This window comes from Hymenobacter ginkgonis (assembly GCF_009755225.1).
Taxonomy (GTDB): Bacteria; Bacteroidota; Bacteroidia; order Cytophagales; family Hymenobacteraceae; genus Hymenobacter; species Hymenobacter ginkgonis.
In genome coordinates this window covers 1,368,772-1,383,541 of record NZ_WQKZ01000001.1, presented here as the reverse complement: position 1 = coordinate 1,383,541, position 14,770 = coordinate 1,368,772, and the positions used below count along the sequence as shown (strand labels likewise).

At 56.8% G+C, this 14,770-nt stretch carries 12 protein-coding genes; 8 read left to right on the top strand and 4 right to left on the bottom strand.

Going from position 1 to position 14,770, the window contains the following annotated elements; translation table 11 throughout:
* Positions 1–92 precede the first annotated feature (92 nt).
* The 3 genes from GO988_RS05530 to GO988_RS05520 all read left to right on the top strand — a co-directional run bounded on the left by GO988_RS05530 (position 93) and on the right by GO988_RS05520 (position 2,958).
* On the top strand, positions 93–815 hold the full coding sequence (locus GO988_RS05530) for a tetratricopeptide repeat protein (protein WP_157562522.1): 723 nt from the start codon (positions 93–95) through the stop codon (positions 813–815).
* Positions 816–1,012: 197 nt separating this feature from the next.
* Positions 1,013–2,338, top strand: a complete 1,326-nt coding sequence (locus GO988_RS05525) for an MFS transporter (protein WP_157562520.1) — start codon at positions 1,013–1,015, stop codon at positions 2,336–2,338.
* 65 nt (positions 2,339–2,403) lie between these two features.
* Positions 2,404–2,958, top strand: a complete 555-nt coding sequence (locus GO988_RS05520; protein WP_232341370.1) for a DUF2911 domain-containing protein — start codon at positions 2,404–2,406, stop codon at positions 2,956–2,958.
* A 172-nt stretch (positions 2,959–3,130) separates the two neighbouring features.
* Here GO988_RS05520 and GO988_RS05515 read toward each other — a convergent pair whose 3' ends face one another.
* A complete protein-coding gene (locus GO988_RS05515) occupies positions 3,131–4,126 on the bottom strand; it encodes a tryptophan 2,3-dioxygenase family protein (RefSeq protein WP_157562518.1) in 996 nt (331 codons plus the stop codon).
* A gap of 130 nt (positions 4,127–4,256) precedes the next feature.
* On the opposite strand from GO988_RS05515, the gene sdaAB reads away from it, so the two are divergent.
* From sdaAB to GO988_RS05495, 4 genes are all read left to right on the top strand, one after another.
* Positions 4,257–4,934 carry an L-serine ammonia-lyase, iron-sulfur-dependent subunit beta gene (sdaAB, locus tag GO988_RS05510; protein ID WP_157562516.1) on the top strand — a complete coding sequence of 226 codons (678 nt, stop codon included), beginning with the start codon at positions 4,257–4,259 and terminating at the stop codon, positions 4,932–4,934.
* 190 nt (positions 4,935–5,124) lie between these two features.
* Positions 5,125–6,666: a TolC family protein gene (locus GO988_RS05505; RefSeq protein ID WP_157562514.1), complete on the top strand. Its 1,542-nt coding sequence runs from the start codon at positions 5,125–5,127 to the stop codon at positions 6,664–6,666.
* A 91-nt stretch (positions 6,667–6,757) separates the two neighbouring features.
* Positions 6,758–8,164, top strand: a complete 1,407-nt coding sequence (locus GO988_RS05500) for an efflux RND transporter periplasmic adaptor subunit (RefSeq protein ID WP_157562512.1) — start codon at positions 6,758–6,760, stop codon at positions 8,162–8,164.
* Between the two features lie 80 nt (positions 8,165–8,244).
* Positions 8,245–9,102, top strand: coding sequence for a phosphatase PAP2 family protein (locus GO988_RS05495; RefSeq protein ID WP_157562510.1), 858 nt, complete (start codon positions 8,245–8,247; stop codon positions 9,100–9,102).
* A 32-nt stretch (positions 9,103–9,134) separates the two neighbouring features.
* Here the strand turns inward: GO988_RS05495 and GO988_RS05490 are convergent, their stop codons facing one another.
* The 3 genes from GO988_RS05490 to GO988_RS05480 form a co-directional block, all read right to left on the bottom strand.
* A complete protein-coding gene (locus tag GO988_RS05490) occupies positions 9,135–10,613 on the bottom strand; it encodes an exonuclease domain-containing protein (RefSeq protein WP_157562508.1) in 1,479 nt (492 codons plus the stop codon).
* A gap of 124 nt (positions 10,614–10,737) precedes the next feature.
* On the bottom strand, positions 10,738–11,199 hold the full coding sequence (locus GO988_RS05485; RefSeq protein ID WP_198172511.1) for a ferritin-like domain-containing protein: 462 nt from the start codon (positions 11,197–11,199) through the stop codon (positions 10,738–10,740).
* Between the two features lie 130 nt (positions 11,200–11,329).
* On the bottom strand, positions 11,330–12,580 hold the full coding sequence (locus tag GO988_RS05480) for an AI-2E family transporter (protein WP_157562502.1): 1,251 nt from the start codon (positions 12,578–12,580) through the stop codon (positions 11,330–11,332).
* A 203-nt stretch (positions 12,581–12,783) separates the two neighbouring features.
* Between GO988_RS05480 and GO988_RS05475 the strand changes: the two genes are divergently transcribed.
* Complete coding sequence (locus GO988_RS05475; protein WP_157562500.1) at positions 12,784–14,712, top strand: DNA topoisomerase IV subunit B; 1,929 nt, start codon at positions 12,784–12,786, stop codon at positions 14,710–14,712.
* The last annotated feature ends 58 nt before the right edge of the window (positions 14,713–14,770 follow it).

Here is a 14,770-nt window from a genome sequence, read left to right as displayed (position 1 = left end):
ATGATAGCAATAGGATGATAATCATTGCTGCTGACACAATGGATAGTGGCTATTATACTATGAATGGTATTAAATTTTAGAAATTGTATTTTATGAGATTCAAATTTTTACTCGCTACAACAATCTCTCTTTTCATTTTTAGTTGCAAACAGACAGTTGATAACCGGCTTTGTAATAATCATTTTATTCAGGGTATTAATAAAACTTACGATTTTGATTTTGACAGCGCATTAAAAGAATTAGATGCCGCAACTGCTGAAAACCCAAAAAATGCACATGCTTTTATCGTAAAAGGTAGCATTAACTTATTGAAAGGCGAATATAACGAGGCTGTTGTGGAGTATAGCAAATCAATAGATATTGACCCACACTCTGTTTTCGGTTATTACCACAGAGCATCTGCATATGCAGCATTAGGGGAACATGCAAAAGCTATAAAGGATATAAATACAGTCATTGAACTAAAGCCAAATTTTTCTTATGCTTATTATATGCGAGCATCATACAGAAATGGTGTTGGAGATTTAGCTGGAGCTACTAAAGACATAAGTAAAATGCTTTCATTAGACCCAAGATATAAAATGGCCTATTACTACAGAGGTTATTTGTACGGAAAACAAAAATATTATCAACTTGCACTTGAAGATTTCAACAAAGCTATTGAATTGAAAATTGATTATGCTAATGTCTACGCGTTAAGAGGGGTTTGTGAATATCAATTAGGGCAAAAAGAGAAGGCGTGCAGTGATTTCCTCAAAGGAGAAAATTTGGGTGATAGTTCGGCAAAAGACTATTCAATTAAATATTGCAAATAAATTCATTTTGACCAATTAAATTGCTTCGCGCAAGTGCGTGTTGACGTTAGCGCAGTCAGTGATATTGCTTTTTGAGCTTTCGCTATAAGTAGATGAGCTTCTGTTGAATACTATCCTTTATACCGATTCTTTACAAAGCAACTTTAAGCGAAGAAGGAACCCGCGCCTTACCCGACCCGCTCGCTACATTTGGCGCTATGTCTGCCTCCCCGCTTCGCTCCATTATTTCCGGCTCCATCGGCAACCTGGTGGAGTGGTTTGATTGGTACACGTACTCCGCCTTCGCCCTGTATTTCGCGCCGGTCTTTTTCCCGAAGGCCAGCGCTACGGCACAGCTGCTAAACACGGCCGCCATCTTCGCGGTGGGCTTTTTGATGCGGCCGCTGGGCGCGGCGTTGCTCGGTGCCTACGCCGACCGCCGGGGTAGGCGGGCCGCCCTGCTGCTCTCGGTGCAATTGATGGCGGGCGGCTCGCTGCTTATTGCTTTAGCGCCCGGCTACGCTACCATTGGGCTGGGTGCGCCAGCCTTGCTGTTGCTGGCGCGGTTGCTGCAAGGCATTAGCGTGGGCGGCGAGTACGGCACCTCGGCTACCTACCTCTCCGAAATGGCGGGGGCCCGCCACCGGGGCTTTTGGTCGAGCTTCCAATACCTAACCTTGATGGGCGGCCAGCTGCTGGCCCTAACGGTGCAACTGACCTTGCAGCAGTTTTTGACGCCCGCCGAAATGACGACCTGGGGCTGGCGCGTGCCGTTTGTGCTGGGTGCCGGCGCCGCGCTGGGCGCCCTCTACCTACGCCAGCACATGCGCGAAACCACCGCCTTCGAGCAAGAAAAAACGGAAGCGCCCGTTGCGCGCGCTGCCCAGCCTTCGGCCATGCAGCAACTGCTGGCCTACCCCCGCGAAACCCTTACGGTGGTAGGCCTCACGCTGGGCGGCACGCTGGCCTTCTACACGTTCACGACCTACGCGCAGAAGTTTTTAGTGAATACCAGCGGCTTCAGCAAGGAGCAGGCCACGTTGATTTCGTTCGGGGCAATGGCGGTGGCGCTGCTATTTCAGCCGCTGCTAGGTGCCATTTCGGATGGGGTAGGGCGGCGGCCGGTATTGCTGTTTTTTGGCATCGGGGCCACGCTGGGCACCGTACCGCTGCTGCGGCTGCTGGCCCATACGAACAGCACCTGGGTGGCGTTTGGCTTGCTGGTGGCGGCGCTATTTGTGGTGAGTGCCTACACAAGTATTTCAGCCATCGTCAAGGCCGAATTATTTCCGACCCACATTCGGGCGCTGGGGGTAGGGCTGCCTTACGCGCTCACGGTGGCTATTTTTGGCGGCACTGCCGAGTACCTAGCGCTCTTTGCTAAGGAGCAAGGCCGCGAGGAGTGGTTTTATTGGTACGTAACGGGCTGTGCCCTGCTCTCGCTACTCGTATACTGGCGCATGGGCGAGCCCAGGGAGCGCGGGCACTTAGACAGCTCAGCGCCCGCCAGCAGCGTGCCCCTAAACGTGAGCAAGCGCGTTTAGGGGCATACGTTAAACTAATTGCCGGCCTCCCGGCTTACCTGCTTACACCTTAATTCCCTTCACTCATGCGTTTCTTTTCGCCTACCCCCTTCGTAGCTGCCCTTGCCGGCGCGGCCCTGCTTTTTGGTTCCCATACGGCACAGGCGCAGGGTACAATGCCCGAAGACAAATCTAAGCGCCCGAGCCCGCCGGCCGTGGTGAAAACCACCGTAGGCAGCACCGACGTTACCATCGACTACAGCCGCCCCTCGCTGAAGAGCCGCGAAGCATTCGGCGATAAAACCCCGCTGGCGCCTGCCGGCGAGGTGTGGCGCACCGGCGCCAACGAGGCCACCACGTTCACTGTGAGCAAGCCCGTCAAAATCGAAGGCCAAACGCTACCCGCCGGCACCTACGGCTTGTTCACCATCCCCGGCCCCACCGAGTGGACCATCGTGTTCAACAAAACCGCCAAGCAGTGGGGGGCCTTCAAGTATGATGCGGCCCAGGATGCGCTGCGCGTGAAAGTGAAGCCCAAAACCCTCGCTACGCCCGTCGAGCAGTTCACCATCACCGCCGATAAATCTGGCAAAGTAGCCCTGCTATGGGCGAAGACGGAAGCCGACTTTATGGTGAAGTAAGCAACACTGAGTTAGTAGCTAAAAAAGCTCCGACCACACTTGGTTGGAGCTTTTTTAGCTACTAACAGGTAGGCAGCAGTTATAACGGAGTGGCTTTATTCAATGTTGAACCTCCTGCCGAACCGGTCGAAGTACTTCTGCCGAATTTTATTGCTCACGCTTTGCAGAACGACTATCCTAGCTCCTCCAGTACCTTTTCAACCCAGCCCTTACCCCACTCCTCCAGCTCTTGGGCGCTCCAGAGCTGGGGATAGAAGATGCGGCGTTGAAACTTGGGCGGCAAGTAGTTGCGCCAGTTGGTGCCACCGGTAGCGGGCACATCGGTAGGGTCGCGCTGGAGGTAGCGCACGGCCGACTTGTAGTGCATAAGCGGCCAGTTGACATTCACGTTTACGTCGAGCTGCTTGAGGGCGCGCACCAGGCGCGGGTGGCGGCGGTCGGCCTCGGGTAGGCGCTGCACCACGGCCCAGGCGTTGCGGTGCTCGTAGTGGCGGGCGTGGGCCACGAGCTGGCCGGTGTACTTGCGCTCAAACTCAACCAAGGTCAAGGCTTTGGCGCCGGTTTCCTCCACGGTAGCGCCAGCCTGCCAGTAGATGCAGCCCATAAATTCTTCGTGGGTAGGGGCATCGCCGAGCAGGCGGCGCTTTTCTTCGGGCACCAGGTTTTCAAGGGCTGTGCTGGCTATTTCAATAAAGCGATACTGCACGCTTTGGAAGCCGGAAGCCGGCATTAAACTCAGCCGAAACTGTAGAAACTGCTGCTTGTCCATGCCGTCCACCATCACATCGAACGAGTCGATGAGGTTTTCGAAATAGCGGTTTACGCGGCCCAGGCGCAGCACTACTTCGCCCAGCGTGGGTTGCTCCAGGGAGCCCAACTGCTCGTATTCATGCAAGCAAAGCTTAAAATATAACTCCGTGATTTGGTGGTAAATGATGAATATCTTCTCGTCCGCAAACTTGGTGAGTGGGCGCTGCAAGCTCAGCAGCGTGTCGAGTTCGATGTAGTCCCAGTAGTTGACGTAGTCGGCGTGGTAGAGGCCTTCGAGGTAAGCGCTCAGGTCTTGGCCATCGGCGGTGTAGCGGGCTTGCAAGCGGCGCAGCTGGGCCAGCACGGCAGGCGAAAATTCGGCGTCGGGAGCAGGAGGGGGGGTAGGCAAATCGGCCATGAGGCGGGGAAGATGGGCGGGGCAAATATCGGCAGCCGGCTGCCGCTATTCGGGCATTGGCGCCCTACCCCCTACTTTTAGCCCCGCTAAACCGCCCGCCGGGCCGAAGGTTGGCAACTTACCCGTAACAATGGCCGAAAAATCCAGTATTTTTGATATGATTGGGCCCGTGATGATTGGGCCCAGCTCGTCGCACACGGCGGGGGTAGTGCGCATTGCACGGGCGGCCATCCGCATTTTGGGGGCCCTGCCCACCGAGGCCGTTATTACCTTCTACAACTCGTTTGCGCGTACCTACGAGGGGCACGGTTCGGACCGTGCCATTGTGGCCGGGCTGCTGGGCTACGCCCCCGATGATGTGCGCATCCGCACGGCCTTCGAGCACGCCGCTGAGGCGGGGCTGAAGTACACGTTTCAGAGTGTGGGCAATGCTTCGACGCTGCACCCCAACACGATAAAGCTCAACCTGACCGGCTCCGACGGCTACCGCGTCGAGGTTATTGGCCAGAGCCGGGGCGGCGGCGTCATCCGCATAGTGGAGGTCGATGGCTTCGGCTGCGACTTCTCGGGCTCGCTCCACACGCTGGTGGTAGATGCCGACGATGTGCCGGGCTCTATTGCCTTTATTGCCTCGGTTATTGCGCACGCCGACACCAACATCGCCACCATGTTTGTGTCGCGCAAGGGCAAAAACGAAGCGGCCCGCCAGTTTATCGAAATGGACAGCCCCATTGATGAAATCACCCTGGCCTACTTGCGGCACCTCAACTGGGTGCACCGCATCACTTACATTCCCACCTTGGAGTAAGCCGCTGGGCGGGGGGTAGGGCAAGTGAAGTCTTGCGCTGCACCTTGTAATGTCCTGGCCTACTTTTCGATAAAAAGAATGCACCTTTTAAAAGTAACTAGCCCGTGCTAAAATATCGGTGCGTTTCCCGCGTTTTTTGCGTGGCTACTTCTGTCTAAAATCTGAGTTTCTAGTCTTCTTTACCCACATTATGACTGCAAAAACTACCCGTCACTTGCGCGTTGCCGCTGGGGTGGCTTGCCTGCTAGCCGCGGGGCCACTGGCCGCCCAGCCTACGCAGCCAGCGCGCCCGGCCGCGCCCCCAGCGGCGGCCCTGTCTACTCCAGCGGCGGCCGCCACCGGCCCCTGGTCGCTGCAACGGGCCATCGACTACGCCCTGGCCAACAACTTGGGCGTGCGCCTCAACCAGTTGCAAGCCCAAAACAACGAGCAGGTGCTGCGCCAAAGCAAGGCCGCCCTGTTGCCCACGGCCAACATCAACGCTACGCAGGCTTGGCAGTACGGCACCAGCGTAAACCCGCTCACGTTTGAGTTTCAGAGCCAAACGGTGCGGGCAAACAACTTTTCGGGTGTCTCGCAGCTGGTGTTGTTTCAGGGCTTTCAGTTGCGCAACACCATTAAGCGCAACGTGCTCGACTATCAAGCCAGCGTGCAGGACATTGAGAAGTCTAAAAACGACTTGAGTTTGAACGTAGCGTCGGCCTTCTTGCAGCTGGTACTGGCCCAGGAATTGGTGCGCGCCAACCAAACGCGCGTGGCCAGCGACCAGGCCCAAATAGAGCGCTCGAAGCTGCTGCTGAAGGCGGGCAGTATCCCGGAGAGTACGCTGCTCGATAGTGAATCGCAGCTGGCGACCGACGAGCTGAACGTGACCACCGCCCAAAACCAGGCCGACCTGGCGCGCCTCAGCCTGCTGCAACTCATGAACATCGACCCGGCCACGGCGCAGGGCTTTGCCATTGAGGTGCCCGTGCTGCCCGACCCCGACGACGAGGCGCCCTACGTCATCGACCTCAACCAAACCTTCCAAACCGCTGCGGCTCGGCTGCCCGAAATCACGGCCGCCGAGCTGCGCGTGCAAAGCGCCCGCCGTAGCATCGACTTGGCACGCGGCGCCTACTACCCCCGCTTCGCCCTGACGGGCCAAATTTTTACGGGTTACTCGTCCTCGTCGGTGTCGCGCGTGGTTACCGGTACGTCGGCGGGCACCAACTACCCCCTCACTGTCATCGACCCATCGGGCGCCACCGTGAACACGGGCTATACGGTCATCCTGCCGGGGCAGCCCACCTACGATGCGCTGCCTGTGCGCTTCTTCGACCAGCTGAATAACAACCTGGGTAAGTCCATCCAGTTTGGCTTGTCGGTGCCGATTCTCAACGGCTTGCAGGTGCGCACCAGCGTGCAGCGCGCCATCATCAACGAGCAGGCCAGCAGCGTACGCGCCGACCAGGCCCGCCTTACCCTGCGTCAAAGCATCGAGCAAGCCTACGCCGATGCCCGTGCCGCCCAGTTGCAATACTCGGCCGCTAAGCGCCAGGTAGCAGCCCTCACGCTCACGCAGCGCAACTCCGAAATCCGCTTCAACAATGGCTTGCTCAGCGGCACGGAGTTTAATATTGCCAAAAACAACCTCAATTTCGCGGTTTCTAACCAGCTTCAGGCTAAATACACGTTCATTTTCCGGCGCAAAGTGCTGGACTTTTACCAGGGCCGCCCGCTGGCACTTTAATCCGATTGGGCGGTAGGTGGTAGGAGTTATAAGCTGGCCGTTCGGCCATTTTGCAACTCCTACCGCCTGCCGCACAATTCCTAATTCTTTTATGAAGAACAATCGTTTACTCTACATCTTGCTGGCTGTGGCCGTTGTGCTCATTGGCGGTTTTGCGTTGGGCAAAAAGAAGGGCTGGTTTGGCAAGCCCACGGGCACCGAAGTGACTGCTGCCCAGGCCGGACCGGCCACCATTGTCGAAAAAGTAAGTGCGTCGGGCAAAGTGCAGCCCGAAACCGAGGTGAAGATTTCGCCCGACGTATCGGGCGAAATCACCGAGCTGTACGTGCAGGAGGGTGACTCCGTGAAGAAAGGCCAATTGCTGCTGCGCATTCGCCCCGATAACTACCTGGCGATGGTCAACCAACAGTCGGCCGCCGTGGGCACCCAGCGCGCCAACGTGGGCCAGGCCGAAGCGCAGCTTCAGCAGCAAACCGCCAACGCCCGCCAAACCGAACTGACGTACCGCCGGCAAGCCTCGCTGTTTAAGCAAAAAGTGATTTCGCAGGCCGACTACGAAGCTGCCCAGGCTGCTTACAACGCCTCGCAGGAGCAGCTGAAGGCCATTCGGGCTCAAATCACGGCCGCCCAAAGCACCGTGCGCAGTGCCCAGGCTGGCTTGCAGGAAGCCCAGAAAAACTTGAACAAGACCACCATCTACGCCCCGGTAAGCGGCACTATTAGCAAGCTGAACGTGAAAAAAGGTGAGCGCGTGGTGGGCACCACCCAAATGGCGGGCACCGAAATCATGCGCATTGCCAACCTCAACAACATGGAGGTGCGGGTGAGCGTGAACGAAAACGACATTATTCGGGTGCAGCTCGGCGACTCGGCCGACGTGGAAGTGGATTCCTACACCACGCAGAACGAGAAGTTTAAGGGCATCGTCACGGCCATTGCCAACACGGCCAAAGACGCCCTCACGGCCGAGGCCGTAACCGAGTTTGAGGTGCGCGTGCGCCTGCTGCCGACCTCGTACCAGCACCTGGTGAAAACGGCCGCTAATGGCCGCGCCACCGTGCCGTTCCGCCCCGGCATGACGGCCTCGGTTGATATCATTGCCGAGCGCAAGGCCGGCGTGCTGAGCGTGCCGCTCGCCGCCGTGACGACCCGCTCCGACTCGGCCAGCGTCAAGGCCAATGGCCAGAACGGCTCCAATGTGGGGGGTAGCGGCCGGCGCGGCGGCTCGGCCGAGGTAGTGGACCAAACTAAGCCCGCTCCCAAAGCCAAAATTGAAGAAGTCGTTTTTGTCATCAAAGACGGCAAAGCCGTCATGACGCCCGTAAAAACCGGCATCAGCGATTTTCAAAATATCGAAATCTTGAGCGGTATCCCCAGCGGGGCGCAGGTGGCCAGCGGCCCATTCCGGGCCGTTTCCAAAACCCTTAAAGACGGCGCGTTAGTCGTGGTGAAAGACGCAGCCAGCCTCAGTAAAGAAGCGTTAGCCGAGGCTAAATAACTGAGTTGGCGTTTGCAGCGTTTACGTACAGAATTGCCACAACGGGCGAGCGCAGGCTCGCCCGTTTTCTTTATAGCACGATGGCTTATTTTTCTCTCTCTTTTTGGCGGGCGCCGCTGCTTGCTGCAAGCTTGCTGCTAGTCCCCGCGCTGCCAAGCCGCGCCCAGCAGGCTACCCCCCCCGCACCCGCCGACACCACCCTGCGCAAGTACCAAACGCCGCCTGGCACGCCCAAAAAGGCCTGGTACAAGGGCAAGTTGGTGCGCGCTAGTATTGTGCCCGCCGTGCTCATTGGCTACGGCATCAGCGTGGTGGATGGGCACGGGTTTTATTCGTCCTACGATGCCAAGCGCGACATTCAGCGCAACTTCCCAAACTTCAACAACCACCTCGACAACTACCTCCAGTGGTCGCCCTACCTGGAGCTAGGCGGCGTGCTGCTGGCCGGCGTCGATAGCCGCAACGACCGCGTGAACCTGGCCCTTATTCTGGTCAAGTCGGAGGCCCTGATGCTGGGGTCGGTCTACCTCATCAAAACGGCCACCCAGCACGAGCGTCCCGATGGTTCCGACAAGCTTTCCTTCCCATCGGGCCATACGGCGCAAGCCTTTCTGGCCGCTAGCATTGTGCACACCGAGCTGCGCGAAAAAAGCCAGTGGTACGGCATTGGCGCCTACACGCTGGCCACCACGGTAGGAGCTTTTAGAATGCTGAATAACAAGCACTGGGAATCCGATGTCTTCGCCGGAGCGGGGGTAGGCATACTATCGGCGCACTTGGCCTACCTGTCGCACCGCCACCGCTGGGGCCGCCACCCCGCCGACCGCGGGGGGGTAGGGCTAGCCGTGCCTAAGCCAGCCAAGGCCGACTGGCAGTTTAGCCCTACCCTGATGCCCGGCGGCGGGCTCGGCGTATTCGTAAGCTGGCGCGCCAAGTAGTCCGCTCGCAGGAGCAACGCGTGCCCTATCGCTTAGCCAAATATCTTTACCTGCTCGCCCTTGCGCTTGGTGCGCACGTACTGGCGGATAATCTGCTGCACGTCCTTGTTATCGGCGTAGGGCTTAACTGCCTGCCGAAAATCGGCCAGCTTGCGCGCCGTAAATGTCTCGTCAACGTAGCCAAAGCCTACGTAACGCCCATTCTCTACCACCACTAGCGACTTCTCGTCGGCGCGGCGGCCGGGGCCGATGACCACGAATGATTCATGCTCGTAGGTGATGCTATCGATGGCCTCGTCTACGCGCTGGTTGTAGGTTTCGGGGGCTTCCTGGCCCACGCAGGCACCCTGGCACTGGTGCACTTGGTAGGCAAAGCACGAGCCCTCTGTTTTGTACAAGCCACAAAGCTTTTGGCACAGATTGTACTTGGCAACTTTATGGTACAGAAAGCCTTGCGCCTTGTATTGGTTGCCGAGTGCAATAATCGGAATCTCCGAATTGCGGGCATCGGCGCGGCCGTAGTAGAGGCGTTTGTAGCCCTGCTCGTCGGTTTTGAGGTAAATACCGGCCGGAAACACCGAGCGCCGCTGCGCGCGGTTATATGCCGGTTTCAACTGCTTGATTAAGTGCGACTCATACAGCAGCGCCACCAGCTCCGAGCCCATCAACTCGTAGGTAATATCGGCAATGGAATTTTTGAAATCCAGGCTCTTGCGCGACTTCACATCCACTGCGAAGTGCTGCTGAATCCGCTTGTAAATGTTAATGCTCTTCCCCACGTAAATGACCTCGCCCGCCTCGTTGTGGAAGTAGTATACCCCCGTTTCCTGGGGTAGCGAGGCAACTTTCTCCGGCGTAATAAGGGGGGGTAGGAGGGCCGTTTTAATGGCCTGCGCCATCGAGGCTACGCGGCGCGGACTGGGTTTTTTTTCGCCGCTGGGCGTTCGGCCGGCGGGCGCTAGCGCATCTACACGAGCCAGGGCGTCGGCCGCGGTGGCTTCCTGAGCATCACTTTCCTGCGTGATTTTTAGCAGGCGGCCAAATAGGATGGCCGTGGCCTCGGCGTCGCCGGCAGCGCGGTGGCGGCCTTCGAGCGGAATGCCGATATTCTGACACAGCTTGCCCAAGCTATAGCTTGGCTGGCCCGGAATAAGGGAGCGTGACAGACGCACGGTGCACAGCGTTTTGCGCGAGTAGTTATAACCCAGGTCGGCAAATTCCTTCTTGAGAAAGGAATAGTCAAACCGCACATTGTGAGCTACAAACACGCAGCCTTCCGTCATCTCCACTACCTTGCGGGCTACCTCGTGGAAGCGCGGTGCACCGGCCACCATGTCGTTTGTAATACCAGTGAGCTGCGTGATAAAAGGCGGGATAGCCCGGCCCGGATTGACCAGCGTAGTGTAAGAATCGATGACCCGCTCCCCGTCGTGCACAAAAATGGCAAGCTCGGTGATGCGGTCGTTAGCGGGCTGGCCGCCAGTAGTTTCAAGGTCAATTATAGCGTACAAAGCAGCATAGTTTCGAGGAGCGGAATGCTAACAAAGTTAGGGCCGCGGTTGGTTGCCTGTCGAGCATAAAAAAGCCCGCCGGATATTTCCGGCGGGCTTTTTTAGCAGTTAGTCTGAAAAACTACTACTTGTTTTTGTTTTGCGTCAGCCAGTTTTTGGCTTGCAAAATAGCGTCGTGCTGCTGCTGGAATACCGACTTGGCACCGGCCGGAATATCCTGGGCCGAGAGGGCAGTTTCGTAAGCTTTCAGGGCCGTAGCTTCACCGGTTTCGGCCGCTTCGAGCACGGCCGAATCGTCTTGGCCCGTGATAGCCGACTTAATGTTAATCCAGCCGCGGTGTACTGCTGCGGCCGCGTCCGTGGCTAGGCTTTCTACCGTGTTGGTTTCGCTGGCATCAATGCCATATTGTTTGGCATAGCCTTCCAGGTCCGATACGAAGCCGGCGCGCTGCTGCGAAAACTGGCTGAGTTTCGATTTCAAGTCAACGCTTTTTACTTCTTCGGCAGCTTCCTGATAGCCTTTTACCGACGTGCGGTTGAGGTTGAGGATATCGGTAAGGGCGCGGGCGATGGTTTCGTTTGCCATGATTTCTAAGTTTGTGCGGTGAGTTAGCGTGAGGAGCAGCCGGTTGCTAATGCGGTGGCTGCTTGCCTGCATTGTACGGCGGGGGGTAGGGCAAGGGTTGCAAAAAAACTGCTAGTGTTCCTTGCTTACCTCACCCGCGGCGCGTCGTTGACATTGAGGGCAGCTTGGGCTCGGGGGCCAGTGGTGGGCGCTTGCCGCGCATTTGGTCCCAGAACTTGGCCAGAAAGCCGCGGTCGTCGCTGGGGTCTTTTTTGGTGGCTTCGCCATCACTTACGTCGCCGAGCAAAAAGCCCCACGGCTCGGTAGACTTGTTGGCATCGAGCACTACCTTGATAACCGCCGACAGTGGTACACTCAGAATCATGCCCGGTGTGCCCCACAACTGCGCGCCCAGGATAAGCGCGATGATGGCCGTGAGCGGGTTGAGGCTGACCTTGGAAGCCGTAATGAGCGGTGCCAGAATGTTATCCGAAATAAATTGCACCAACATAAACACCCCCACTACCAGCAGCCCGTGGGTGAGTGAGCCAGTCTCGACGTAGGTGATAAGCGCCGGGATAATAGAGCCCACAATAATGCCGATATAAGGAATAACGGCCAACACCGAAGCGAAAATGGCGAAGAAAATGGCGTATTTCACGCCAAGCGCCAGTAGGCCGATGGCGTTCATGATGGACACTACCACGATAACCGTAAACAGGCCCGACATATAACCCTGCACCACATTTTGGATATTATCCACGGTGTGCAGCACTACCGTACGCTTATCGGGCTCCACGAAGCGGAACATGAACTGCCGCAAGTGGTCGCGGTAATACAGAAAGCAGAAAATGTAGATGGGCACCAGCGTCACGGTGCTCAGCACGCCTAGCGTAGTATTGAGGGTCGAGCCCAGGTACTTGCTTGATTGTGCCTGAATGGCTGTGAGCGACGAGTCGATTACCTCATCGTGGCTCATGGGCTGGAAGTGAAACCGTTGGCTCAGCGCTTGTTGCTGTTGGTCGAAAAGAACTACCAACTTGCTTTGGATGAGGGGTAACTCACTGCGCAGGCTGATAATCTGCGAACCAAAAAAAGTAAACAACCCCGCAATAGCTAGAAAAACCAGTAGGATAGAGACTGCAATGGCCAGCATGCGCGGCCAGCGCCATTTTTCGAGCCGCGTCACGAGTGGCATTAGCAGCAAACTCAGCAGGATGGCGTAGACGAGCGGCAGCAGCAAATCGTCGAGCTTGTGCAGCACAAACACGAGCAGCGACAGCCCCACGAGCAGGAAGGTGTAGTGCACCACCGGCGACTGCTTTATCTCGGTCGGGGCATGGTTGAACGACTGGCCCGGCAAGTTGCGGGGTTGGTTGAACTGGTTAGGAGGGGGTAGCATTTTCAGAATGATAGGTTATTGAAGGTTGCGATTTGAGGACTGAAATCTGGCCGGTTGCGACTGAACCTTGGCGCGCCGCCTAGGGTTAAAAAACCAACGGCATTGGCACACCCGGCTAAAAAAGCTGGCACGCCTGCCATTGATTTAACGCAGTTTACTGCGTTATTTTACTCCCAAACTGCCCCGCATACGGATTTTTTCTAATGAACGACGAACTACAAGCCCTTGCTCCCGCCCACGGCTACACCGAAGACAGCATTCGCTCGCTCGACTGGCGCGAGCATATCCGCCTGCGGCCGGGGATGTACATTGGCAAGCTCGGCGACGGCTCGAGCTACGACGACGGTATCTATGTGCTGGTCAAGGAGGTAATTGATAACTGCATCGACGAACACGTAATGGGCTACGGCCGCACCATCGAAATCAAAATCTCGGATAGCAAGGTGCAGGTGCGTGATTACGGCCGCGGCATTCCACTGGGCAAAGTGGTGGATGTGGTAAGCAAAATCAACACCGGGGGCAAATACGACAGCAAGGTTTTCCAGAAGTCGGTGGGGTTGAATGGGGTAGGGACCAAGGCCGTGAATGCGCTCAGCAGCTACTTCGTGGTGCAGAGCGTGCGCGAAGGCCAGCTCAAGTCGGCCGAGTTTTCGCAGGGCCAACTGGTGCAAGACCCCAAGCCCCAAAAAACCAGCCAGCGCAACGGCACGCTTATTACGTTTCAGCCCGACGACACAATTTTCAAGAACTACCGCTTCATTCCGGAGTACCTCGAAAATCAGATGTGGAATTACGCCTACCTCAACGCGGGGCTGACGATTCACTTCAACGGGCAGAAGTTTTTTTCGGAGCACGGCTTGCTCGATTTGCTAGCCCGCAAAACCGACCCCGACACGCAACGCTACCCCATCATTCACCTCAAAGGGGATGACATTGAGTTGGCCCTCACCCACGGCAACGACTACGGCGAGGAGTACTATTCGTTCGTCAATGGCCAGTATACTACGCAGGGTGGCACGCACTTAGCCGCTTTTCGCGAAGCCGTGGTGAAGACCGTGCGCGAATTTTACGCTAAGACGAATAAGACCAAAGAGTACGACGCGGCCGACATCAGGGCCAGCATTATTGGCGCCATTTCGGTGCGGGTGCAGGAGCCGGTATTTGAGTCGCAGACCAAGACCAAGCTCGGTAGCATCAACATGGGCGAGGACGGCCCCTCGGTGCGCGGCTTCATCCTAGACTTCGTGAAGGAGCACCTGGATAATTACTTGCACAAGAACCCCGCAGTGGCCGAGGCGCTTAAAAAGCGCATTGAGCAAAGCGAGCGCGAGCGCAAGGACATGGCCGGCGTGAAAAAGCTGGCCAACCAGCGCGCCAAAAAAGCCAACCTGCACAACCGCAAGCTGCGCGACTGCCGCTTCCACCTGGGCGAAAACGCCAAGGACGGCGCCGAGAAGGAACCCCTTACCACCCTCTTCATTACGGAGGGCGACTCGGCGAGCGGTAGCATCACCAAGAGCCGCAACGTGGAACTGGAAGCCGTGTTCAGCCTACGCGGCAAGCCGCTCAACTGCTTTGGCCTCAAGAAGAAAGTTGTGTACGAAAACGAGGAGTTTAACTTGTTGCAACACGCCCTCAACATCGAGGAAGGCCTTGAAGGCCTGCGCTACAACCGCGTAGTCGTGGCCACCGATGCCGACGTAGATGGCATGCACATTCGATTGTTGTTACTCACGTTTTTCCTCCAGTTTTTCCCCGATTTGGTACGCAACGGCCACGTGTTTATCCTCGAAACACCGCTGTTTCGGGTGCGCAACAAGAAGGAAACCATCTATTGCTACTCCGAGCAGGAAAAGCAGGATGCTATGCGCAAGCTGGGCCGCAACCCCGAAGTGACGCGCTTCAAAGGCCTAGGTGAGATTTCGCCCGACGAGTTTGGCCGCTTTATCGGCGAAAACATCAAGCTGGAGCCCGTCATTTTGCAGTCAGACCGCAGCATTCAACAAGTGCTGGCCTACTACATGGGTAAGAATACGCCTGCCCGCCAAGAGTTTATCATCGACAACCTGCGGCTGGAAAAGGATTTAGTCACGAGCGACGTGCTGCCGGTGGCCGAAATCGCGCTAGCCTAGGGTAGATAGGGTAGCGACAGAATAAAACACCAAAACCAAGCCTGCCGTAAATACCCAA

Excerpts from the sequence above, each read along its gene's own strand:
- GO988_RS05475 (WP_157562500.1), top strand. The coding sequence starts at position 12,784 with ATGAACGACGAACTACAAGCCCTTGCTCCCGCCCACGGCTACACCGAA.
- GO988_RS05500 (WP_157562512.1), top strand. The coding sequence starts at position 6,758 with ATGAAGAACAATCGTTTACTCTACATCTTGCTGGCTGTGGCCGTTGTG.
- GO988_RS05520 (WP_232341370.1), top strand. The coding sequence starts at position 2,404 with ATGCGTTTCTTTTCGCCTACCCCCTTCGTAGCTGCCCTTGCCGGCGCG.
- GO988_RS05530 (WP_157562522.1), top strand. The coding sequence starts at position 93 with ATGAGATTCAAATTTTTACTCGCTACAACAATCTCTCTTTTCATTTTT.
- GO988_RS05480 (WP_157562502.1), bottom strand. The coding sequence starts at position 12,580 with ATGCTACCCCCTCCTAACCAGTTCAACCAACCCCGCAACTTGCCGGGC.
- GO988_RS05505 (WP_157562514.1), top strand. The coding sequence starts at position 5,125 with ATGACTGCAAAAACTACCCGTCACTTGCGCGTTGCCGCTGGGGTGGCT.
- sdaAB (WP_157562516.1), top strand. The coding sequence starts at position 4,257 with ATGGCCGAAAAATCCAGTATTTTTGATATGATTGGGCCCGTGATGATT.
- GO988_RS05525 (WP_157562520.1), top strand. The coding sequence starts at position 1,013 with ATGTCTGCCTCCCCGCTTCGCTCCATTATTTCCGGCTCCATCGGCAAC.
- GO988_RS05495 (WP_157562510.1), top strand. The coding sequence starts at position 8,245 with ATGGCTTATTTTTCTCTCTCTTTTTGGCGGGCGCCGCTGCTTGCTGCA.
- GO988_RS05515 (WP_157562518.1), bottom strand. The coding sequence starts at position 4,126 with ATGGCCGATTTGCCTACCCCCCCTCCTGCTCCCGACGCCGAATTTTCG.
- GO988_RS05485 (WP_198172511.1), bottom strand. The coding sequence starts at position 11,199 with ATGGCAAACGAAACCATCGCCCGCGCCCTTACCGATATCCTCAACCTC.